This window comes from Pseudoxanthomonas sp. LjRoot125, assembly GCF_964252705.1.
In the GTDB taxonomy this organism is placed as follows: domain Bacteria; phylum Pseudomonadota; class Gammaproteobacteria; order Xanthomonadales; family Xanthomonadaceae; genus Pseudoxanthomonas_A.
The window spans coordinates 3,095,215-3,114,867 of record NZ_CAXUOY020000001.1 but is presented as its reverse complement, the minus strand read 5'-3'; the positions used below and the strand labels follow the sequence as shown (position 1 = coordinate 3,114,867).

Below are 19,653 nucleotides of genomic sequence, written 5' to 3'. Positions count from 1 at the left end.
CTGCAGGCCGCGCCAGCAGTAAGACCGGAGGCACGGCGCGCCCAAAGGACCCGGTCAGGCTTCCAGCGAAGCCAGGTCGCCCTTGGTCTCCAGCCACGTCTTGCGATCACCCGAACGCTTCTTCGCCAGCAGCATGTCCATCAGACCGCGGGTCTGCAGATCGTCGTCCACGGTCAGCTGCACCAGGCGGCGTGTGTCCGGATGGATGGTGGATTCGCGCAACTGCGAGGGGTTCATTTCACCCAGGCCCTTGAAGCGGGTGACGTTGACCGCGCCGCGGATCTTCTCGCGCTCGATCTTTTCCAGCAGCAATCGCTTCTCTTCTTCGTCCAGCGCGTAGAACACCTGCTTGCCCACGTCCACGCGGAACAGCGGCGGCATCGCGACGAAGACATGGCCGGCCGCGACCAGGGCGGGGAAGTGGCGCAGGAACAGCGCACTCAGCAGCGTGGCGATGTGCAGGCCGTCGGAGTCCGCATCGGCCAGGATGACGACCTTGCCGTAGCGCAGCCCGCTGATGTCGTCCTTGCCGGGGTCGCACCCGATCGCCACGGCCAGGTCGTGCACTTCCTGCGACGCGAGCACGCTGCCGGACGCGACTTCCCAGGTGTTCAGGATCTTGCCGCGCAGCGGCAGGATCGCCTGGAAATCCTTGTCGCGCGCCTGCTTGGCCGAGCCGCCGGCCGAGTCGCCTTCCACCAGGAACAGTTCCGTGCGCGAGAGGTCCTGGCTGATGCAGTCGGCCAGCTTGCCGGGCAGGGCAGGGCCTTGGGTGACCTTCTTGCGGACGACCTGCTTTTCGGTTTTCAGGCGCGCGCTGGCGCGCTCGATGGCGATCTGCGCGATCTTCTCGCCCAGGTCCACGTGCTGGTTCAACCACAGGCTGAAAGCATCGTGCGCGGCGCCTTCGATGAAGCCGGCGGCCTGGCGCGACGACAGGCGCTCCTTGGTCTGCCCGCTGAATTGCGGATCGGTCATCTTCAACGACAACACGAACGCCACACGGTCCCACACGTCTTCCGGCGCGAGCTTCACGCCGCGCGGCAACAGGTTGCGGAAGTCGCAGAACTCGCGCAGCGCGTCGGTCAGGCCGCTGCGCAGGCCGTTGACGTGGGTGCCGTGCTGCGCGGTCGGGATCAGGTTGACGTAGCTTTCCTGCACCAGCTCGCCATCGGGCACCCAGGCCACGGCCCAATCCACGACCTCGCTGTCCTTCTTCAACTGGCCGACGAAGAGGTCCGGCGGCAGCAGCTCGCGGCCGGTCATCTCGCCCTTCAGGTAATCGCGCAGGCCGTCTTCGTAATGCCAGGTGTCGCGCTCGCCGGTGGCCTCGTCGAACAAGGTGACGTTCAGGCCGGGGCACAGCACGGCCTTGGCGCGCAACAGGTGGCGAAGCGCCCGCACGTTGAACTTCGGCGTGTCGAAGTACTTCGGATCGGCCCAGAAGCGCACGCGCGTGCCGGTGTTCTTCTTGCCGACGCTGCCCACCACTTCCAGCGGCGTGGCGCGGTCGCCATTGCGGAAGGTGATGCGGTGTTCGCTGCCTTCACGCTTGATGTGCACTTCCACCAGCGTCGACAGCGCGTTCACCACGCTCACGCCCACGCCATGCAGGCCACCGGAAAAGGTGTAGTTCTTGTTGCTGAACTTGCCGCCGGCATGCAGGCGGGTGAGGATCAGTTCGACGCCCGGGATCTTTTCTTCCGGATGGATGTCCACGGGCATGCCGCGACCGTCGTCGGACACTTCGCAGCTGCCGTCCTTGAAGAGGGTGACCTCGATGCTGCCGGCATGGCCGGCCAACGCTTCGTCCACGGCGTTGTCGATGACTTCCTGCGCCAGATGGTTGGGGCGCGCGGTGTCGGTGTACATGCCCGGCCGGCGCTTGACGGGGTCCAGGCCGGACAGGACTTCGATATCGGCGGCGTTGTAGCGGCTGCTCATGGGTTCTACGGGTTCTCAGTGAGGCTGGGCGACGTCCTTCAGGGCGCCGCCGGTATAGGGATTGTAGTGATAGTCGCCGGGGAAGCTCTCGCCCGTGGAGGCGTCCAGGCGCGGGGGCAGGACGCTGCCCAGCGGCGTACGGAACGGGTACGCGCGCCGGCTGGTAATCACCTGGATGCGCCCTTCGGACAAGGGGTCGAACAACGGCCTGCCTTTCGCATCGCGCGACGCGAACACGACGAAATGCATGTTGTCGCCCATCGGGCCGATCATGTTGGCCATCACCGGGCGCAGCACCGACAGCAAGTTCTTCAAGGGCGCGGGAACCTGCTCGGGTGCGAGCGGTGCATGCGACGTGCCGGCGGCGTCGACGATCCGCAGGCCATCGCGCACGACATCCGCACTGGCGAACTGGTCGATGCCCGCGATGCCGACCTCGCCACGTACGGAGGCGAGCAACAGGTAACCGTCGAGCTGGCCGAGGAAGCGGTTGCGGTCCTCGTCGGACAGCGTGGGCTGCTGGGCCGCGGAGGCTTCCCAGTACCGCTGCGGGATCAGCCACACCAGCTCCAGAGTGTCATCGCTGATGTCGGTGCGCTGGGTGTCCCGGGCCAGTTGGTCCAGCCGGATGTCCTTCGGTGGAAGCGGGACGCGTTGCGCCCACGTCGTCGTGGGGAACGCCAGAACGAAGGCGGTCAAAAGGGCGGCGAGCAGGCGGAGCGGGAAACGCATTCGACTTCCTCTGTCGGGGCTGGACGGGTGCGGCAGTGTGCCGCCTGACCCGGATTTTTGCCATGTTCAGTCGCACGGGCTGACACTGCGCGCGTGGACAGGGATGCCCTTGGGATTGCCGTCCGGCGCCCCCAGATTCCCACCAGCCACGAGGAGCCTTTGCCATGAAGTCGCGCAACCTGTTGCTGCTCTCCGCCGCCGTCGCCGGCACGCTGTTCGCCGTCCATGCGTTCGCCCAGTCCAAGGCGGGCGCCGACGCCGACAAGCCGAAGCAGGACCAGTCCCAGACCAGTGATCCGTCCGATCCGGAAGCCAAGGCGCGTCGCCGCGCGGCCAACGAGGCCGCCGCCAAGCGCAAGGCCGCCGATGGCCAGCAGAAGAAGGCCGGCGAGGAAGAAGAAGAGCGCAAGCCCTGATCTGTTCCGCTCCGAAACCCTTGCAAAGCAAGGGTTTCGCGCCCATCTGACGATCCAAGGCGCCCCGCTCCGGCGGGGCGTCGCGCTTTCGGGCGACACGCGTTGCCTGTAGACTATGGCTTTCCGGAGCCCCGCCCATGACTCCCCTGATTTTCGTTACCGGCGGCGTTGTGTCCTCGCTAGGCAAGGGCATCGCCGCCGCTTCGCTTGCGTCCATCCTTGAAGCACGTGGCCTGAAGGTCACGATGATGAAGCTGGACCCGTACATCAACGTCGACCCGGGCACCATGAGCCCGTTCCAGCACGGTGAGGTGTACGTCACCGACGACGGTGCCGAAACCGACCTGGACCTGGGCCACTACGAGCGCTTCGTGCGCACCCGCCTGAGCCGCAAGAACTCGGTCACCACCGGCCGGATCTACGAGAACGTGATCCGCAAGGAGCGCCGTGGCGACTACCTGGGTGCCACGGTGCAGGTGATCCCGCACATCACCGACGAGATCCGCCGCTGCATCGACGAAGCCACCGAAGGCTTCGACGTGGCGCTGGTGGAAATCGGCGGCACGGTGGGCGATATCGAGTCGCTGCCGTTTCTGGAAGCCATCCGCCAGATCCGCACCGAGCGCGGCCCCGAGAAGGCCCTCTTCATGCACCTGACGCTGGTGCCGTACGTGGCGGCCGCCGGCGAGCTGAAGACCAAGCCCACCCAGCACTCGGTGAAGGAACTGCGTTCGATCGGTATCCAGCCCGACGTGCTGCTGTGCCGGTCCGAGCAGCCCATTCCCGATTCCGAGCGCCGCAAGATCTCGCTGTTCACCAACGTGCCCGAGCGCGCCGTGATCAGCGTGCCGGACGTCGACGTGCTGTACCGCATTCCGATGGGCTTGCACGGCCAGGGCCTGGACGAAATCGTCCTGCGCCAGTTCCGCATCGAGAACGCGAAGTCCGCGGACCTGTCCGAGTGGGAAGCCGCGGTCGACGCCACGCTCAATCCACTGGACGAAGTGACCATCGCCGTCGTCGGCAAGTACGTCGACCACCAGGACGCGTACAAGTCCGTGGGCGAGGCGCTCAAGCACGGCGGTTTGCGCCAGCGCACGCGCGTCAACCTGAAGTGGATCGAAGCGCAGGATCTGGAAGGCACCGACATGGCCCTGCTGCAGGGCGTGGACGGCATCCTGGTGCCCGGCGGCTTCGGCGACCGCGGTTTCGAAGGCAAGGTGCTGACCTCGCGCTTCGCGCGCGAGCAGAAACTGCCTTACTTCGGCATCTGTTACGGCATGCAGGCGGCGGTCGTCGACTATGCCCGCCACGTGGCCGGCCTGGACGACGCCAACAGCACCGAGAACGACAAGCAGTCGCCGCATCCGGTCATCGGTCTGATCACCGAATGGCGCACCGCCGCCGGTGATGTCGAGAAGCGCGATGAGCGCTCCGACCTGGGCGGCACGATGCGCCTGGGCCTGCAGGAGCAGCGCCTGAAGCCCGGCACGCTGGCGCGCGACCTGTACGGCAAGGACGTTGTGGCCGAGCGTCATCGCCATCGTTACGAATTCAACAACCGGTACCGCACCCAGTTGGAAGACGCCGGCCTGGTGATCGCCGCCAAGTCGATGGACGACCTGCTGGTCGAGATGGTGGAGCTCCCGCGCGCCGTGCATCCGTGGTTCCTGGCTTGCCAGGCGCATCCGGAATTCCTGTCCACGCCGCGCGACGGCCATCCGCTGTTCGTCGGCTTCATCCGCGCCGCCCGCGAGAAGAAGGCGGGCGGGAAGCTGTTGAAGGAAGCGCGCGCATAACTGTCCTGCACCGGCGCCGCTCGCGGCGCCTGCAACGAAGGAGTGGTGAATGAAGCTCTGTGGATTTGACGTTGGCCTGGACCAGCCCCTGTTCCTGATCGCCGGCCCGTGCGTGATCGAGTCGATGCAGTTGCAGATCGATGTCGCCGGCCGCCTGAAGGAAATCACCGGCAAGCTGGGGATGAACTTCATCTTCAAGTCCAGCTTCGACAAGGCCAATCGCACCTCCGGTACCAGCTTCCGCGGCCCCGGCATGGAAGAAGGCCTGAAGGTGCTGGACGCGGTGAAGAAGCAGGTCGGCGTGCCGGTGCTCACCGACGTGCACGAATACACCCCGATGGACGAAGTCGCGGCCGTCGTCGACGTGCTGCAGACACCGGCTTTCCTCGTGCGCCAGACCGACTTCATCAGGAAGGTCTGCTCGGCGGGCAAGCCGGTCAACATCAAGAAGGGCCAGTTCCTGTCGCCGTGGGACATGAAGCCCGTGGTCGACAAGGCCAAGTCCACCGGCAACCAGGACATCATGGTCTGCGAGCGTGGCGCGTCCTTCGGCTACAACAACCTGGTCAGCGACATGCGTTCGCTCAGTGTCATGCGCGATACCGGCTGTCCGGTGGTGTTCGATGCGACGCATTCGGTGCAGTTGCCGGGCGGGCAGGGCAGCAGTTCGGGCGGCCAGCGCGAATTCGTGCCGGTGCTGGCGCGTGCGGCCGTTGCAGTCGGCGTGGCCGGCTTGTTTGCCGAAACGCATCCGGATCCCGCCAAGGCCCTGTCCGATGGCCCGAACGCGTGGCCGCTGGACAAGATGGAAGCGCTGCTGGAAACGTTGCTGGCGCTGGACGGTATTACCAAGAAGAACGGCTTCCTCGAATCCACTCTCTGAGCTGAGCACACGACACGATGACCCAGATCGCCAAGATCCACGCCCGCGAAATCCTCGATTCCCGTGGCAATCCGACCCTCGAAGCCGAGGTCACGCTGGAGGATGGTTCCTTCGGCCGTGCCATGGTGCCGTCCGGCGCCTCGACCGGCACCAAGGAAGCCGTGGAACTGCGCGATGGCGACAAGACCCGGTACCTGGGCAAGGGCGTGCGCAAGGCGGTGGAGAACGTCAACACGACGATCGCGACCGCGCTGAAGAGTTTCGACGCTGCCGATCAGGAAGGCCTGGATCGCCGCCTGATCGATCTGGACGGTACAGAGAACAAGGGGCGTCTGGGCGCCAATGCGCTGCTCGGCGTTTCGCTGGCCAATGCGCATGCCGTGGCCGCTTCGAAGAAGCAGCCGTTGTGGCAGTACCTCGCCACCGGCGACGTGACCCTGCCGGTGCCGATGATGAACATCATCAATGGCGGCGCGCACGCCGACAACAACGTGGACTTCCAGGAGTTCATGGTGTTGCCGGTCGGTTTCGACTCGTTCGCCGAATCGCTGCGCGCCGGCACCGAGATCTTCCACTCGCTGAAGTCGGTGCTGAAGGGCCATGGCCTGAGCACGGCGGTGGGCGATGAAGGTGGCTTCGCCCCGGACTTCCGCAGCAACGTCGAAGCGCTGGACACGATCCTCGAAGCGATCGGCAAGGCCGGCTACACCGCCGGCGAAGACGTGCTGCTGGGCTTGGACGTGGCGTCCAGCGAGTTCTTCGACAACGGCAAGTATCACCTGGTCGGCGAGAACAAGCGCCTGACCAGCGAGCAGTTCGTCGACTTCCTGGCCGACTGGGCCGCGCAGTACCCCATCATCACCATCGAGGACGGCTTGGCCGAGGATGACTGGGCGGGCTGGAAGCTGCTGACCGATCGGATCGGCAAGAAGGTGCAGCTGGTAGGCGACGATCTGTTCGTCACCAACCCGAAGATCTTCAAGGAAGGCATCGAGTCGGGCACCGCCAACGCCATCCTGATCAAGGTCAACCAGATCGGCACGCTGAGCGAGACGCTGGAAGCGATCGCAATGGCGCACCACGCCAATTACGCGGCGGTCGTGTCGCATCGTTCGGGCGAAACCGAGGACACCACCATCGCCGACATCGCGGTGGCCACCACGGCGACCCAGATCAAGACCGGCTCCCTGTGCCGCAGCGATCGCGTGGCCAAGTACAACCAGCTGCTGCGCATCGAAGAGGCGCTGGGCAGCAAGGCGCGCTACGCCGGCCGCAACGCTTTCGTCTCGCTGAAGAAGTAATCCATGCGCAAGGCGCCTTGGCTCCTGCTGGTGCTGGTACTGCTGCTGGGATGGCTGCAGTACAAGTTCTGGTTTGGCGTCGGCAGTTCGGGCCAGGTCGTCGCGCTGGAACAGCAGGTCGAGGTGCAGAAGCGGGAAAATGCGGGCCTGCAGGAGCGCAACGATGCCCTCGCCGCCGAGGTCGAGGACCTGAAGTCAGGCGAGTCGGCGGTCGAGGAACGCGCACGCAGTGAGCTGGGCATGATCAAGCCGGGCGAGAAGTTCTATCGCGTGGTCGAGCCGGTGCCCACCGTGCCCACGACCGGCGACGCCGCGGCACCCGACGCGGACGAAGAGGCCGCGCCCTGATGGCGGGTGTCTGGGCGGTGGTGCCGGCCGCCGGTCGCGGTACCCGCTTCGGGAGCGAATTGCCCAAGCAGTACCTGATGGTGCGCGATCGTCCGCTGCTTGCCTGGACGCTCCAGGCCCTGTTCGCCCACGACACCGTCGAGGGCGTCGTGCTGCCGCTGTCGGAGAATGACCCGGACTGGCCGGGCTGGACGGAATTCGAAGGCAGGCCGCTGATTGCGTGTACTGGTGGCGCGACACGCGCAGCCTCGGTCCTCGCAGGGTTGCAGGCGTTGCCGGCCAGCGTACGCGCGGATGATTTCGTCCTGGTGCACGACGCCGCGCGCCCGAACTTGGGACGCGAAGACCTGGCGCAACTGCTGGAACGCGGACGGAACGATCCCGTCGGCGCGATCCTCGCGGCGCCCGTACGCGACACCCTCAAGCGGGCAGGCGACGACGGCGGCATCGACGGCACCGAGCCGCGCGAACGACTATGGCGCGCCTTCACCCCGCAGCTGTTCCGCCGGCTACAACTTACCCGCGCGCTCGAAGCGGCAACGGCCGATGGCATCGAAGTGACCGACGAGGCCATGGCGATGGAGCGGCAGGGCCAGCGCCCGTTGCTGGTAGAAGGCGCGGAAAGCAATTTCAAGATCACCACGCGCGCGGACCTGGAGCGGTTCGAATTCGAACTCGCTCGCCGCACCTGATCCACGACGGTACCGCCATGCCAGACACCTTGAACATCCGCATCGGCCAGGGCTTCGACGTGCACGCCTTCGGCGACGGCGACCACGTCGTCCTGGGCGGCGTACGCGTGCCCCATGATCGCGGCGTAGTGGCGCACAGCGACGGCGATGTTGTGTTGCACGCGCTGTGCGACGCCATGCTGGGCGCGCTAGCGCTGGGCGACATCGGCAAGCACTTCCCGCCCTCCGACAATCGCTGGAAGGGCGCCGACAGCCGCGCCTTCGTGCGCCATTGCGACGCCTTGCTGCGCGAACGCGGCTGGCGTGTCGGCAATGCCGACGTCACCGTGATCTGCGAGCGCCCCAAAGTCGGTCCGCACGCGGATGCGATGCGGGCCTGCGTGGCAGAGGACCTGGGCGTCGACCTGGATGCCGTCAGCATCAAGGCCACTACGACCGAGAAACTCGGCTTCACCGGCCGCGGCGAAGGCATCGCGGCGCAAGCCGTCGTCTTGTTGGTGAAAGCGTGAGCGAAGGCCTGCCGCGCGCATTTGGCGCGCCCGTGCTGGAGGCGCGATTCCGCAGCACGCCCGAGGACTTCTTTGTCGAGGAACTCCCGGGCTTCGAGCCCTCGGGTGAAGGCGAACATCTGCTGCTGACGGTCGAGAAGCGCGGCATGAATACCGCCTTCGCCGCCAAGCGCATCGCCGCCTGGGCGGGTATCGCCGAGATGGGCGTGGGATATGCCGGGCTGAAGGACCGCCATGCCGTCACGCGCCAGCGTTTCAGTGTGCACCTTCCACGCAAGGTCGCGCCTGAGTTGGCGGATCTGGCGGCAGACGATCTCAAGGTCATCGACGCGACATGGCATTCTCGGAAGCTGCCGCGCGGTGCGCTGGCCGGCAACCGTTTCGTGCTGGTGCTGCGCGACGTCGAAGGCGAGCGTGATGCGATCGACGCGCGGCTCGGTGAAATCGCGTCACATGGCCTGCCCAACTGGTTCGGCGAACAGCGATTCGGACGCGATGGCGGCAACGTGGCCGCTGCATTGGCGATGTTCGCCGGCCGACGGGTGCGGCGCGACCAGCGATCGATCCTCCTGTCCGCAGCGCGCTCGGAACTGTTCAATCGCGTGCTCGCCGCCCGGCTGGCCGATGGGAGCTGGAATCTCGGCCTCGAAGGCGAGGTATGGATGCTGGCGGGCAGCCGCAGCGTGTTCGGACCGGAGCCTTGGAGCGAACTGCTGGCACAGCGCCTCGCCGACTTCGACATCCACCCCACGGGCCCGTTGTGGGGCACGGGCGAATCGCGTGCGCAGGCGACGGCGCGGGCATGCGAGGACGCGGCGTTGCAAGGCGAGGACGCGCACGCGCTGCGGGCCGGACTTGAGCAGGAGGGACTCCGCCAGGAGCGGCGCGCGCTGCGCCTGAAGCCCGAGGGTTTGGCGTGGCATTGGCAAGATGTATCCACGCTGCGAGTCGAGTTCGCGCTGCCGCCTGGCAGCTACGCCACGGCCGTGTTGCATGAGCTGGGCCAGGTGGCCGAGGGTCCCGGGCTGGCCTGAGCCGTTCGTCGGAAAGCGTGTGGCAGCACTGGCAGCACGGCATGGCGGGCGTATAAGCGGAGGCGACGGCAGTGACGATGCGTCGCCGTCGCGTGGGTCGCAGATCCTTCCCGTTCCCAGGAGGTCGCCATGAGTCGCCTCAACTGTCTTTCCTGTGCTGCGTTCCTCGTTGTGCTGCTGTCCGGTTGCGCGAGTACCCAGACCGCACGCAACGCCGACAAGACGCTGATGCAGCGCCAGACCGACGTCGATGAAGTCTACGTGGGCTACGTCAACACCGTCGCCAAGCTGCGCGGCACCCGTGTCATGTGGGTCCACCTGCCGAAGAAGAAGGCGCCGGAGACCATCGCGGCCGTAGATTGATGCCGAGCGTCAGGGGTGGCGGGCGAGCAGCACGAGTACGGCGCCCGTACCTCCCTGAGCCGGCGGCGCGGAGTGGAACGCCAGAACGTCCGCGCGCTGGCGCAGGATCCTGTCGACCACATTCTTGATCACGGGCGCGCCCCCGTCGGATCGCGCGCCTTTGCCATGAATGATGCGCACGCAGCCGTGATCATGCAGATGGGCCTCCGCCAGGAACCGCCTCAGCAGTCCTTCGGCCTGTAGCGCCGTCGCGCCATGCAGATCCAGTTCGTCCTGGGCGGAGAACTGGCCACGTTTCAGGCGCTGGAACACCCGCGGCGGCACCATCTCGCGCCGATGGCTGAGGACATCGCCGGCCGCATGCAACTCCAATGCCTCCAGCCCGCGCTGGAACTCGCTGCGCGCATCCAACTCATCACGCTCGGCCATGCGCGCACGGGGTTTGGGCGGCGCCTTGCGGGGAGGCGGCGGGGCGTCTTCCAGGCGACGCACCTCGCCGATCGCGTCTCGGAACAGCGCTGCGTCATCGTCGTCCGGGGGCGAGGGCTTGACCATGCCGCCAGCGTAGCGGCATCGCCCGATCGCGACCAGTTGGTGTGCAAGCGGGAAGCATAGGCGCTGTTCCGGTATCATGGGGTCGTTCCCGAGGAAACCCATGCGCGTACTGGTCAGCAACGACGACGGCGTCGACGCCCCCGGCATCCGAATCCTGGCAGAGGGCCTGCGCAGCGCGGGCCACGAAGTGTACGTGGTCGCACCCGACCGCGATCGCTCCGGCGCCAGCAACTCGCTGACGCTCGATCTTCCGATCCGCCTCAAGCGCATCGATCACTACACGTGCAGCATCGCCGGCACGCCGACCGATTGCGTCCACCTGGCGCTGACCGGGATGTTGGAGTTCGAGCCGGACATCGTGGTGTCGGGCATCAACAACACCGCGAACCTGGGCGATGACGTCATCTATTCCGGCACCGTGTCGGCCGCGATGGAAGGACGGTTCCTTGGGCTGCCGGCAGTGGCCATGTCGCTGGCGACAAAGAACCACGACGCGAAGCACTACGAGACCGCCGCGCGCGCCGCCGTGGAAATCGTGGCGCGATTGAAGGCCGATCCGTTGCCTGCCGACACCATCCTCAACGTCAACGTGCCGGACCTGGCATGGGCCGACGTGCGCGGCTTCGAGGTTACCCGCCTGGGCAATCGCCACCGTTCCGAGCCGTGCGTGCCGCAACCGGACCCGCGCGGCCACACCGTCTACTGGATCGGACCCGCCGGGCGTGAGCAGGACGCCGGTCCGGGCACGGATTTCCACGCCGTCCGCACGGGGCATATCTCGATCACGCCGATCCACGTCGACCTGACCCGCTACCAGGCGCTGGAGAAAGTCGCCGGTTGGGTGGGCGGTCTGACGGCCGCCCTGGAGACGTCTGAATGACGCCGCGGTTGCGCCTGCAACCCGAAGCGGTGGGCATGGGCATGACCTCGCAGCGCGTGCGCGACCGCCTGGTCGAGCGACTGCGCGAATCCGGGATCACCGACGAACGCGTACTCAACGCGGTCCGCACGCTGCCCCGCCACCTGTTCGTGGATGAGGCGCTGGCGACGCGCGCGTACGAAGACACCGCGTTGCCGATCGGTCACAGCCAGACGATCTCGCAGCCATGGGTGGTGGCGCGCATGACCGAAGTGTTGCTCCAGAACGCACCCAAGAAGGTGCTCGAGATCGGCACGGGCTCCGGCTACCAGGCGGCCGTGCTGGCGATCCTGGGGCTTGAGGTCTATACCGTCGAGCGCATCGGCGACCTGCTGCGTCAGGCACGCAAGCGCCTTCGCCAGCTGGGCATGAACGTGCGCAGCAAGCACGACGATGGACGCATCGGCTGGGCCGAACACGGCCCGTACGACGGCATCATCGTGACCGCTGCCGCACCGGCGCTGGTGCCGGTGCTGATCGAGCAACTCGCGGTGGGCGGGCAACTGGTCGCGCCGGTCGGCGGGAGTGGTTCGCAGTCGCTGGTACGGCTGGTGAAGCGCGAGGATGGCAGCATCGAAGAGACCACGCTGGCACCGGTCGTGTTCGTCCCGCTGCTGTCGGGCACGTTGGACTGATCGCATGACCGACACACCTACCGGCACCGTCGATCCGGCCGCGTCGCTGGGCCAGCAACTCGCGGACATCATCGAGCGCCTGCCACCGGACACCCTGAGTCTGGGCGAGCTGTTGGACGTCTTCAGCGATGAAGGCCTGCTGTTGCTGACGATCCTGTTGACGCTGGTGTTCCTGATCCCGGTGTCGATCCCCGGCGTGAGCACGGTGTTCGGCGCCGCCATCCTGCTGGTCGGCATCAGTCGCCTGTTCAATCGACCGCTGTGGTTGCCGACGCGGGTAAAGCACAAGGCGCTGCCCGCGGATCGTTTGCGCCCGGGCCTGACTGCCGGGTTGGTGTGGGTGCGCCGCATGGAGAAGATCAGCCGCCCGCATCGGCTGCGCTTCTTCGTCGATGGGCCGGGGCAGGGGGTCTTCAACAACCTGGCCTTCATCCTTGCGGCCCTGCTGTTGATGGCGCCTTTTGGATTCGTCCCGTTCAGCAATACCCTGCCAGCCTTGGCCCTGCTGTTGTACGCCATCGGCTTCATCCAGCGCGATGGCGGTGCGATCCTGCTGGGGCACCTGGCGAACATCGGGACGATCATCTACTTCAGCGTGCTGATCGGCGGTGGCGGTGTGGCGGCACGCGAACTGTTCCAGCGCCTGACCGGCTGACGCCGGGCCCCGTGAGGAAACGACGAGAACGCATGACCACGACGCACCACTCCGGCACCCACATGATGCGCGCCCTCCTGATCGGCCTCGCCATCGCGACGCTCGCGGCGTGCTCCACCACGGTGGTGCGCGAACCCACCTCCTCGTCGTCCACCCGCAAACCTTCGCAGGCCAAGCCGGGCGCCACCGTGCGCGTGCAGCGCGGCGACACGCTGTATGGCATCGCGTTCCGCAACGGCGTGGACGTGAAGGACCTGGCGGCGTGGAACGGCATCGCGCCGCCGTACACGATCTACCCCGGCCAGTCGCTCAAGCTCTATCCGGCTTCCGGTAGCCGCCCTGTGGCGACCACCACCACGCCGACACGACCGGCGACCGGCACGACGACGCGACCCACGCCGCCGCCGGCACCGATCACGCGCCCGGCCGCGACACCGGCACCTGCGAACAGCGGGTTCGCCTGGCGCTGGCCAGCCGACGGCCACCTCATCGGCCGGTTCGTCAACGGCGATGCCACCAAGCAGGGCGTCGATATCGCGGGCAGCAACGGCCAGGCGGTGCGTGCCGCCGCCGATGGCGTGGTGGTGTATTCCGGTGCCGGTCTGGTCGGCTATGGCGAGCTCATCATCGTCAAGCACAACGAGCAGTGGTTGTCCGCCTACGGCCACAATCGCAAGCGGTTGGTCAACGAAGGGCAGAGCGTGAAGGCCGGCCAGCAGATCGCCGAAATGGGCAGCAGCGGCGCGTCGCGCGAGATGCTGCACTTCGAGATCCGCCACAACGGCAAGCCGGTCGATCCGCTGCAGTACCTGCCGGCGCGCTGATGCCTGGTTCGGCGCGGAGCGTGCGCTTCATGGCGTCGCTGCTGCTGGCGATGGCGCTCGTGCTGGCGGGGTGCGCGTCGACGGCACGCGTCGCGAACGAGGCGGTCGGGCCCCTCGACGTGGTCACGTTGAATCTCTGGCACGACAAGCAGGACTGGCCGCATCGGCAGGACCTGATCGTGGCCGAACTGCGCGCACTCGCACCCGATGTGATCGTGTTGCAGGAAGTGCTGCAGGACATCGCGCTGCCCAACCAGGCGCAGGTCCTGGCGTCGCGACTGGGCTACGACTACCGGTTCTTCTCCGTCGATGCGCCTTCGCAGGCCCGGCGCTATGGCAACGCGATCCTGGTCAGGGGCGTCATCGAAGCGTCCCGTGAAGTGAAGCTGGACCCGCTGGACGACTACCGCAATGCAGGCTGGGTTCGCGCCACGATGCAGGGACGGCCATTGAATCTCTATGTGACCCATCTGCACCACACGCGAGAAGGCGGCGCGATCCGCGCGAAGCAGATGGCGGGCGTACTGGAACTGATCGAGGCCACTGCGGGCGACGCGCCTTCCGTGCTTGGCGGTGATTTCAACACGCGTTCCGACACGCCGGAACTGACCGTGTTGAATCCGAAATTCGCCGAAGCGTATGCAGGCACCCATGCGGACCAGGACACCAACACGCCTGCACACACCACGCTGAACACCCACCTGGGGCATCCGCCCGAACGCATCGACCATGTCTTCGTCGAGCGCGATGCATTCCGCGTCGTGGATGCGCGGATCATCCTCGATCAGGCCGACGACACTGGCGCGTGGCCCTCAGACCACTACGGCGTCTGGGTCCGGGTGATGCAGAGCGACGTCCCGCGCCGATAGTCCTTGCCCCACGTGCGGTGGCCGGATGTATCGATGTGGATCTTCGTCGGCGTGTAGAAGCCCAGGCCCATCGCCAAGGCGGGGCCTTGCTCGCGCCAGAAACGGCACAGATCTGCGACATGCGCATCGCTGGCCAGATCGAAGTCCAGTGCCGTGTTGTGCAGGTGCCGGCTGCGCGAACTGCCGCCGGAGCACGCATTCAGCGCCGCCGACCGGTAGCCCGAACGGATGCCCTGGCCCTCCAGCCAACCCGACGCCTGAAGCCGCTGCACCACGCGCAGCGTGGGGATGATCGCCGCGGCGCGGTCCGGTGGCGGCAGCAGGAATTCTTGCGCGTCGCAGGCGCGCCAGCGGCGGCTCGAACGCAGCAACGCCTGCATCGGCACCACATCTGCCACGCGGCCTTCGCTCAACACGCGCTCATAGGCCGACAAACCCGCAGCATGTGAAGTGGTCTTCCACGTCGCGTAGCGCGCGGCCTCGTCGGGTCCCGGGGCGATGCACGCCGGGATCGGCAGGCAGATCAGGAGAAGCAGGAGGACGCGACGCATCGTCGCGGCAGGATCAGCGGGGCGCCAACAGGAAGCCGGCGACCACGCGCCGCGACTCGCCGGCCAGCACGTTGAAGGTGCGCGCGGCGGCGGCATTGGTCATCACTTCCAGCCCGACGCCCTGACGCAGACAGGCCGCCATCACGGCCGCGGGCGGGAAGACCTGGCGGTCGCCGGTGCCGAGCAGGATCACTTCGGGTTGGAGCGCGATCAGGGGTGCCAGGTCTTCAGGCATGAGCGCGCTGCTGTCGCTGACGGACCAGTGTTCGGTCAGTTGCTGAGGCGACAGGATGAAGCTGGCCGTCAGCGTGCGGTCGTTCACCCGGGCGTGTTGCCCGTCGGCGGACCGCAGGGTGAAGGCATAGTCGGGCAGTTCGTGGCTCAGCTGCATGGCGGGGGCCTGCGCCGGTGAATCAACCGCGCGGCAGCACGATGTGCCGGCGTTCCTTGCTCGGGCGGTACAGCACGGCGGTGTGGCCGATCCGCTGTACCAGGGCCGCGTCGGTCTTGTCGGCCAAGTCGCTGATCATGGCGTCGCGGGCCTCGCGGTCCTCGCCTGCCACCTTCACCTTGACCAACTCGTGCTGCTCCAGCACGCCATCCAGCTCCGCGATGAAGGCGGGGGTGACGCCCTTGTTGCCGATCTGCAGCAGGGCCTTGAGGTCATGGGCCTGGCCGCGCAGGAAACGGGTCTGGGCGGCGGTCAGGGCTACAGGCATGCGGCACGGTACGGGTCGAAAAGGGGGATCAGGGTATCATGGCGGCCCCCCAGAACGGCTCCGGCGGCTCCCGTCGCAGCGTGCCCGGAGACCTCGCCGCCCATGGCTACCCGCAGCAAGAGCAGCCAGCGCTGGCTGAAGGAACACTTCTCCGACCCCTACGTGAAGAAAGCCCAGGCCGAGGGCCTGCGCTCGCGTGCGGCCTACAAGCTGGAGGAACTCCTGGAGCGCGACCGCTTGCTCAAGCCGGGCATGGTGGTGGTCGACCTGGGGGCCGCCCCCGGAGGGTGGTCGCAGTTCGTCCGCCAGGCGATGGGCGACAGCGGCCGCGTAGTGGCCATGGACATCCTGGACATGCCCCCCCTGGCGGGCGTGGACTTCCTTCATGGGGATTTCAGGGAGGACAGCGTTCTATCCCAACTGGAAGCCATGCTGGACGGCGCGTCGGTGGACCTTGTGCTGTCGGATATGGCCCCCAATAAGAGTGGTGTGGATGCGGTCGACCAGCCGCGGATGATGCACCTGGCCGAACTGGCGATGGAGTTCGCCGACGCCCATTTGAAGACGGGCGGGGCGTTCCTGATCAAGCTGTTCCAGGGCGCCGGTTCCGACGACTACATCCGCGAGCTTCGCCGCCGCTATGACAAGGTGGCGATCCGAAAGCCGGATGCCTCCCGCAAGCGCTCTCCCGAGGTGTACGCCCTGGGACAGGGCAAGCGGGCCCAGATCAAGTAAGGTGACGTAACGTGCGCAACAGGAAAGAGGAACAGCGGAGCCGATGAGGATGAACGACCTGACCAAGAACCTCCTGCTTTGGGTAGTCGTCGCCGTCGTGCTGATGGTCGTCTTCCAGAGCTTCTCGCCCAAGGGCGGCGCCAATACGCCGGGCGGCCCGATCACCTATTCCGAATTCCTGCAGGAAGTCGAATCCGGTCGCGTGTCGTCGGTGAAGTTCACCAACGAGAGCAACCTCGCGACGAACGCCATCGCCTTCAAGCGCAAGGACAGCACCACCGGTACCGTCTATGGCCCGCAGGACGACAAGCTCGTCGATACGCTGCTGGACAAGAACGTCACCATCGACCGCGAGCAGCCCGAGAGCGGCATCTCGCTGGTCGCGATCCTGTTCAATTTCCTGCCGGTGCTGCTGATCATCGGGTTCTGGATCTTCATCATGCGCCAGATGCAGGGCGGTGGCGGCGGCGCGAAGGGCGCGATGTCCTTCGGCAAGTCGCGCGCCAAGCTGCAGGGCGAGGACCAGGTGAAGGTCACCTTCGCCGACGTCGCCGGCTGCGACGAGGCCAAGGAAGAAGTGGGCGAACTGGTCGAGTTCCTGCGCGACCCGGGCAAGTTCCAGAAGCTGGGCGGCAAGATCCCGCGCGGCGTGCTGATGGTCGGCCAGCCCGGCACCGGCAAGACGCTGCTGGCCAAGGCCATTGCGGGCGAAGCCAAGGTCCCGTTCTTCAGCATCTCCGGTTCGGACTTCGTCGAGATGTTCGTCGGCGTCGGCGCCAGCCGCGTGCGCGACATGTTCGAGCAGGCCAAGAAGCATGCGCCGTGCATCATCTTCATCGACGAAATCGACGCCGTCGGCCGCCATCGCGGCGCCGGCCTGGGTGGCGGCCATGACGAGCGCGAGCAGACCCTGAACCAGTTGCTGGTCGAGATGGACGGGTTCGAGGGTGGTGAAGGCGTCATCGTGATCGCCGCGACCAACCGCCCCGACGTGCTCGACCCGGCGCTGCTGCGTCCGGGCCGTTTCGATCGCCAGGTGACCGTGGGCCTGCCGGACGTGAGGGGTCGTGAGCAGATCCTGCGCGTTCACATGCGCAAGTTGCCGCTGGCCGACGACGTCGAGCCGATGGTCATCGCGCGTGGTACGCCCGGTTTCAGTGGCGCCGACCTCGCCAACCTCTGCAACGAGGCTGCGCTGTTCGCCGCGCGCGAGAACGCCAAGGAGGTCCGTATGGACCACCTGGATCGCGCTCGCGACAAGATCATCATGGGCACCGAGCGTCGCTCGATGGCCATGAGCGAGGAAGAGAAGCGCAATACGGCTTACCACGAGTCCGGCCACGCCATCGTCGGCCGATTGGTCCCCGAGCATGACCCGGTCTACAAGGTGACCATCATCCCGCGCGACCGCGCGCTGGGCGTGACCGTGTACCTGCCGGAAGGCGACAAGTACAGCATCAACCGCACCGGCATCGAGAGCCGCCTGTGCACGCTGTATGGCGGGCGTGTCGCCGAAGAATTGATCTTCGGCGCCGACAAGGTCACCACCGGTGCGTCCAACGACATCGAGCGCGCCACCAAGATGGCACGCAACATGGTGACCAAGTGGGGCCTGTCCGAAGAACTCGGGCCGATCACCTATGCCGAAGAGGAAGAGGAAGTCTTCCTCGGACGCTCGGTGTCCCAGCACAAGAACGTGTCCGACGACACCGCGCGCAAGATCGACGAGGTCGTCCGCAACATTCTGGACAAGGCGTATGCGCGCACGACCAAGATCCTCACCGACAACATCGACAAGCTGCACACGATGGCGGACGCGCTGATGCAGTACGAAACCATCGACGCCCCGCAGATCGACGCCATCATGGAAGGCCGCGAAGTGCCGCCGCCGCTGGGCTGGAACAAGGCGGACAAGGACGACAAGCCGGAATCGCGCCCGCTGCCGCCGCTCGGCGGACCTGCCGCGCAGACCTGACGGTCCGCACGGAAGGCGAGGGTCACAAAAGACGGCTTCGGCCGTCTTTTGTTTTGCGTGGATAATGCGCTGCACGACGCAGCCGCCATGCGGGAGGCTCACCATGCAGGACAAGAAGCGCAACGGCTGGGGTCTGGGCCTGGGCATCGCGATCGGCGCTGCGGTCGGCGCCGCCACCGACAACCTGGCGCTCTGGCTCGCCCTGGGCGTGGCGATCGGCGCCGCGCTCTCGGCCTCTTCCTCGCGTACGCCCAAGGATTCCGAATGATGTTCGACACCGTCCCCCAACTCGATTGCGCCGGCCGCATCCTGAGGCTCGATCGTCCGCAGGTCATGGGCATCGTCAACGTCACCCCGGATTCGTTCTCCGACGGTGGCGCGCACGACACGACCGACGCCGCCGTCGCGCATGCGTTGAAGCTGGTGGAGGAGGGGGCCGACGTCCTCGACATCGGCGGCGAGTCCACGCGCCCGGGCGCCGCCGAGGTGGAGGCCGAAGAAGAACTGCGCCGCGTGGTGCCGGTGATCGCGCGGCTGGCCGCGCAGGTGTCCGTGCCGATCAGCATCGACACCTCCAAGCCCGAGGTCATGCGTGCCGCCGTGCAGGCGGGCGCCGGGCTGATCAACGATGTCTACGGCTTGCGACGCGAGGGTGCGCTCGATGCCGCCGCCGCGCTCGGCGTGCCGGTGGTGCTGATGCACATGCAGGGCGAACCACGCTCGATGCAGGCCGCGCCGCAGTACGACGACGTGGTCGGCGACGTGCATCGCTTCCTGGCCGAACGCATTTTCGCCGCCGAGATGGCAGGCATCCCGAAGAAGCACATCGTCATCGATCCGGGCTTCGGCTTCGGTAAGGACACCGCGCACAACCTGCAGTTGCTCGCGCAGTTCGAGCGCTTCGTCGAGCTCGGCGTGCCGGTGCTGGCAGGGTTGTCGCGCAAGCGCAGCATCGGCGAGCTGACCGGCCGCGACGTGCCAGCGGATCGTGCCGCCGGTTCCGTGGCGGCGCATCTGATCGCTGCGCAACGTGGCGCCCTGATCGTGCGCGTGCACGATGTCGGCGCCACGGTCGATGCACTGAAAATCTGGAACGCCGTCGCTGCCGTGCCCGCGCCCCGCAAGACCGCGGCCACGCCGACGATCCGCTGGCCCGACGACGATTGACTGGCCGGCGCAGGACGGCTACCGCGTT

At 66.7% G+C, this 19,653-nt stretch carries 24 protein-coding genes; 18 read left to right on the top strand and 6 right to left on the bottom strand.

Annotation, left to right across the window (positions count from 1 at the left end):
* Positions 1 to 54: 54 nt before the first annotated feature.
* A complete protein-coding gene (gene parE, locus ACSION_RS14595) occupies positions 55 to 1,944 on the bottom strand; it encodes a DNA topoisomerase IV subunit B (RefSeq protein ID WP_435306486.1) in 1,890 nt (629 codons plus the stop codon).
* 15 nt (positions 1,945 to 1,959) lie between these two features.
* Complete coding sequence (locus tag ACSION_RS14590; RefSeq protein WP_435306485.1) at positions 1,960 to 2,676, bottom strand: hypothetical protein; 717 nt, start codon at positions 2,674 to 2,676, stop codon at positions 1,960 to 1,962.
* Between the two features lie 164 nt (positions 2,677 to 2,840).
* Between ACSION_RS14590 and ACSION_RS14585 the strand changes: the two genes are divergently transcribed.
* From ACSION_RS14585 to ACSION_RS14545, 9 genes are all read left to right on the top strand, one after another.
* Positions 2,841 to 3,092: a hypothetical protein gene (locus ACSION_RS14585; protein ID WP_435306484.1), complete on the top strand. Its 252-nt coding sequence runs from the start codon at positions 2,841 to 2,843 to the stop codon at positions 3,090 to 3,092.
* 137 nt (positions 3,093 to 3,229) lie between these two features.
* Positions 3,230 to 4,891, top strand: a complete 1,662-nt coding sequence (locus ACSION_RS14580; protein WP_093487078.1) for a CTP synthase — start codon at positions 3,230 to 3,232, stop codon at positions 4,889 to 4,891.
* 49 nt (positions 4,892 to 4,940) lie between these two features.
* Positions 4,941 to 5,774, top strand: coding sequence for a 3-deoxy-8-phosphooctulonate synthase (kdsA, locus tag ACSION_RS14575; RefSeq protein ID WP_056881325.1), 834 nt, complete (start codon positions 4,941 to 4,943; stop codon positions 5,772 to 5,774).
* A gap of 17 nt (positions 5,775 to 5,791) precedes the next feature.
* The gene (gene eno / locus ACSION_RS14570) at positions 5,792 to 7,075 is read left to right on the top strand and encodes a phosphopyruvate hydratase (protein ID WP_435306483.1); all 1,284 of its coding nucleotides are present in this window, start codon (positions 5,792 to 5,794) and stop codon (positions 7,073 to 7,075) included.
* Between the two features lie 3 nt (positions 7,076 to 7,078).
* Positions 7,079 to 7,423 carry a cell division protein FtsB gene (gene ftsB, locus ACSION_RS14565; protein WP_435306482.1) on the top strand — a complete coding sequence of 115 codons (345 nt, stop codon included), beginning with the start codon at positions 7,079 to 7,081 and terminating at the stop codon, positions 7,421 to 7,423.
* Positions 7,423 to 8,115, top strand: coding sequence for a 2-C-methyl-D-erythritol 4-phosphate cytidylyltransferase (ispD, locus tag ACSION_RS14560; protein ID WP_435306481.1), 693 nt, complete (start codon positions 7,423 to 7,425; stop codon positions 8,113 to 8,115). Before ftsB ends, ispD begins: the two co-directional genes overlap by 1 nt.
* A 17-nt stretch (positions 8,116 to 8,132) precedes the next feature.
* Positions 8,133 to 8,624, top strand: a complete 492-nt coding sequence (ispF, locus tag ACSION_RS14555; RefSeq protein ID WP_435306480.1) for a 2-C-methyl-D-erythritol 2,4-cyclodiphosphate synthase — start codon at positions 8,133 to 8,135, stop codon at positions 8,622 to 8,624.
* Entirely contained in the window at positions 8,621 to 9,658 is a 1,038-nt protein-coding gene (gene truD, locus ACSION_RS14550) for a tRNA pseudouridine(13) synthase TruD (protein WP_435306479.1), read from the top strand. Before ispF ends, truD begins: the two co-directional genes overlap by 4 nt.
* Positions 9,659 to 9,787: 129 nt before the next feature.
* The gene (locus ACSION_RS14545) at positions 9,788 to 10,021 is read left to right on the top strand and encodes a hypothetical protein (RefSeq protein ID WP_435306478.1); all 234 of its coding nucleotides are present in this window, start codon (positions 9,788 to 9,790) and stop codon (positions 10,019 to 10,021) included.
* A gap of 9 nt (positions 10,022 to 10,030) precedes the next feature.
* Here ACSION_RS14545 and ACSION_RS14540 read toward each other — a convergent pair whose 3' ends face one another.
* Positions 10,031 to 10,576 (bottom strand): Smr/MutS family protein, encoded by a 546-nt coding sequence (locus ACSION_RS14540; RefSeq protein WP_435306477.1) that lies wholly within the window; start codon positions 10,574 to 10,576, stop codon positions 10,031 to 10,033.
* A gap of 100 nt (positions 10,577 to 10,676) precedes the next feature.
* Here ACSION_RS14540 and surE point away from each other — a divergent pair, with 100 nt between their 5' ends.
* Genes surE through ACSION_RS14515 form a run of 5 tightly spaced genes read left to right on the top strand, consistent with a single transcriptional unit; the run spans position 10,677 to position 14,478 of the window.
* The gene (gene surE, locus ACSION_RS14535; RefSeq protein ID WP_435306476.1) at positions 10,677 to 11,456 is read left to right on the top strand and encodes a 5'/3'-nucleotidase SurE; all 780 of its coding nucleotides are present in this window, start codon (positions 10,677 to 10,679) and stop codon (positions 11,454 to 11,456) included.
* Positions 11,453 to 12,130 carry a protein-L-isoaspartate(D-aspartate) O-methyltransferase gene (locus tag ACSION_RS14530; RefSeq protein WP_435306475.1) on the top strand — a complete coding sequence of 226 codons (678 nt, stop codon included), beginning with the start codon at positions 11,453 to 11,455 and terminating at the stop codon, positions 12,128 to 12,130. The genes surE and ACSION_RS14530 overlap by 4 nt, the downstream gene beginning before the upstream one ends.
* Before the next feature lie 4 nt (positions 12,131 to 12,134).
* Positions 12,135 to 12,785: an exopolysaccharide biosynthesis protein gene (locus ACSION_RS14525; RefSeq protein ID WP_435306474.1), complete on the top strand. Its 651-nt coding sequence runs from the start codon at positions 12,135 to 12,137 to the stop codon at positions 12,783 to 12,785.
* A 32-nt stretch (positions 12,786 to 12,817) separates the two neighbouring features.
* Positions 12,818 to 13,609 carry a peptidoglycan DD-metalloendopeptidase family protein gene (locus tag ACSION_RS14520; protein ID WP_435306473.1) on the top strand — a complete coding sequence of 264 codons (792 nt, stop codon included), beginning with the start codon at positions 12,818 to 12,820 and terminating at the stop codon, positions 13,607 to 13,609.
* A 29-nt stretch (positions 13,610 to 13,638) separates the two neighbouring features.
* Entirely contained in the window at positions 13,639 to 14,478 is an 840-nt protein-coding gene (locus ACSION_RS14515) for an endonuclease/exonuclease/phosphatase family protein (RefSeq protein WP_435306472.1), read from the top strand.
* Here the strand turns inward: ACSION_RS14515 and ACSION_RS14510 are convergent.
* From ACSION_RS14510 to yhbY, 3 genes are read right to left on the bottom strand one after another with little or no spacing between them, the layout of a single operon-like run.
* Positions 14,430 to 15,029 carry a D-Ala-D-Ala carboxypeptidase family metallohydrolase gene (locus ACSION_RS14510; RefSeq protein WP_435306471.1) on the bottom strand — a complete coding sequence of 200 codons (600 nt, stop codon included), beginning with the start codon at positions 15,027 to 15,029 and terminating at the stop codon, positions 14,430 to 14,432. The genes ACSION_RS14515 and ACSION_RS14510 overlap by 49 nt on opposite strands.
* Positions 15,030 to 15,042: 13 nt before the next feature.
* Positions 15,043 to 15,420, bottom strand: coding sequence for an Mth938-like domain-containing protein (locus ACSION_RS14505; protein WP_435306470.1), 378 nt, complete (start codon positions 15,418 to 15,420; stop codon positions 15,043 to 15,045).
* Positions 15,421 to 15,442: 22 nt separating this feature from the next.
* On the bottom strand, positions 15,443 to 15,748 hold the full coding sequence (yhbY, locus tag ACSION_RS14500) for a ribosome assembly RNA-binding protein YhbY (protein WP_435306469.1): 306 nt from the start codon (positions 15,746 to 15,748) through the stop codon (positions 15,443 to 15,445).
* Positions 15,749 to 15,850: 102 nt separating this feature from the next.
* On the opposite strand from yhbY, the gene rlmE reads away from it, so the two are divergent.
* The 4 genes from rlmE (at position 15,851) to folP (ending at position 19,625) form a co-directional block, all read left to right on the top strand.
* On the top strand, positions 15,851 to 16,483 hold the full coding sequence (rlmE, locus tag ACSION_RS14495; RefSeq protein ID WP_093487041.1) for a 23S rRNA (uridine(2552)-2'-O)-methyltransferase RlmE: 633 nt from the start codon (positions 15,851 to 15,853) through the stop codon (positions 16,481 to 16,483).
* Between the two features lie 49 nt (positions 16,484 to 16,532).
* Positions 16,533 to 18,458 (top strand): ATP-dependent zinc metalloprotease FtsH, encoded by a 1,926-nt coding sequence (gene ftsH, locus ACSION_RS14490; protein WP_435306468.1) that lies wholly within the window; start codon positions 16,533 to 16,535, stop codon positions 18,456 to 18,458.
* Between the two features lie 103 nt (positions 18,459 to 18,561).
* Complete coding sequence (locus ACSION_RS14485; protein ID WP_175502040.1) at positions 18,562 to 18,726, top strand: hypothetical protein; 165 nt, start codon at positions 18,562 to 18,564, stop codon at positions 18,724 to 18,726.
* The gene (gene folP, locus ACSION_RS14480; RefSeq protein ID WP_435306467.1) at positions 18,726 to 19,625 is read left to right on the top strand and encodes a dihydropteroate synthase; all 900 of its coding nucleotides are present in this window, start codon (positions 18,726 to 18,728) and stop codon (positions 19,623 to 19,625) included. The genes ACSION_RS14485 and folP overlap by 1 nt, the downstream gene beginning before the upstream one ends.
* The last annotated feature ends 28 nt before the right edge of the window (positions 19,626 to 19,653 follow it).

Excerpts from the sequence above, each read along its gene's own strand:
- parE (WP_435306486.1), bottom strand. The coding sequence starts at position 1,944 with ATGAGCAGCCGCTACAACGCCGCCGATATCGAAGTCCTGTCCGGCCTG.
- ACSION_RS14590 (WP_435306485.1), bottom strand. The coding sequence starts at position 2,676 with ATGCGTTTCCCGCTCCGCCTGCTCGCCGCCCTTTTGACCGCCTTCGTT.
- ACSION_RS14585 (WP_435306484.1), top strand. The coding sequence starts at position 2,841 with ATGAAGTCGCGCAACCTGTTGCTGCTCTCCGCCGCCGTCGCCGGCACG.
- ACSION_RS14580 (WP_093487078.1), top strand. The coding sequence starts at position 3,230 with ATGACTCCCCTGATTTTCGTTACCGGCGGCGTTGTGTCCTCGCTAGGC.
- kdsA (WP_056881325.1), top strand. The coding sequence starts at position 4,941 with ATGAAGCTCTGTGGATTTGACGTTGGCCTGGACCAGCCCCTGTTCCTG.
- eno (WP_435306483.1), top strand. The coding sequence starts at position 5,792 with ATGACCCAGATCGCCAAGATCCACGCCCGCGAAATCCTCGATTCCCGT.
- ftsB (WP_435306482.1), top strand. The coding sequence starts at position 7,079 with ATGCGCAAGGCGCCTTGGCTCCTGCTGGTGCTGGTACTGCTGCTGGGA.
- ispD (WP_435306481.1), top strand. The coding sequence starts at position 7,423 with ATGGCGGGTGTCTGGGCGGTGGTGCCGGCCGCCGGTCGCGGTACCCGC.
- ispF (WP_435306480.1), top strand. The coding sequence starts at position 8,133 with ATGCCAGACACCTTGAACATCCGCATCGGCCAGGGCTTCGACGTGCAC.
- ACSION_RS14545 (WP_435306478.1), top strand. The coding sequence starts at position 9,788 with ATGAGTCGCCTCAACTGTCTTTCCTGTGCTGCGTTCCTCGTTGTGCTG.
- ACSION_RS14540 (WP_435306477.1), bottom strand. The coding sequence starts at position 10,576 with ATGGTCAAGCCCTCGCCCCCGGACGACGATGACGCAGCGCTGTTCCGA.
- surE (WP_435306476.1), top strand. The coding sequence starts at position 10,677 with ATGCGCGTACTGGTCAGCAACGACGACGGCGTCGACGCCCCCGGCATC.
- ACSION_RS14530 (WP_435306475.1), top strand. The coding sequence starts at position 11,453 with ATGACGCCGCGGTTGCGCCTGCAACCCGAAGCGGTGGGCATGGGCATG.
- ACSION_RS14525 (WP_435306474.1), top strand. The coding sequence starts at position 12,135 with ATGACCGACACACCTACCGGCACCGTCGATCCGGCCGCGTCGCTGGGC.
- ACSION_RS14520 (WP_435306473.1), top strand. The coding sequence starts at position 12,818 with ATGACCACGACGCACCACTCCGGCACCCACATGATGCGCGCCCTCCTG.
- ACSION_RS14515 (WP_435306472.1), top strand. The coding sequence starts at position 13,639 with ATGGCGTCGCTGCTGCTGGCGATGGCGCTCGTGCTGGCGGGGTGCGCG.
- ACSION_RS14510 (WP_435306471.1), bottom strand. The coding sequence starts at position 15,029 with ATGCGTCGCGTCCTCCTGCTTCTCCTGATCTGCCTGCCGATCCCGGCG.
- ACSION_RS14505 (WP_435306470.1), bottom strand. The coding sequence starts at position 15,420 with ATGCAGCTGAGCCACGAACTGCCCGACTATGCCTTCACCCTGCGGTCC.
- yhbY (WP_435306469.1), bottom strand. The coding sequence starts at position 15,748 with ATGCCTGTAGCCCTGACCGCCGCCCAGACCCGTTTCCTGCGCGGCCAG.
- rlmE (WP_093487041.1), top strand. The coding sequence starts at position 15,851 with ATGGCTACCCGCAGCAAGAGCAGCCAGCGCTGGCTGAAGGAACACTTC.
- ftsH (WP_435306468.1), top strand. The coding sequence starts at position 16,533 with ATGAACGACCTGACCAAGAACCTCCTGCTTTGGGTAGTCGTCGCCGTC.
- ACSION_RS14485 (WP_175502040.1), top strand. The coding sequence starts at position 18,562 with ATGCAGGACAAGAAGCGCAACGGCTGGGGTCTGGGCCTGGGCATCGCG.
- folP (WP_435306467.1), top strand. The coding sequence starts at position 18,726 with ATGTTCGACACCGTCCCCCAACTCGATTGCGCCGGCCGCATCCTGAGG.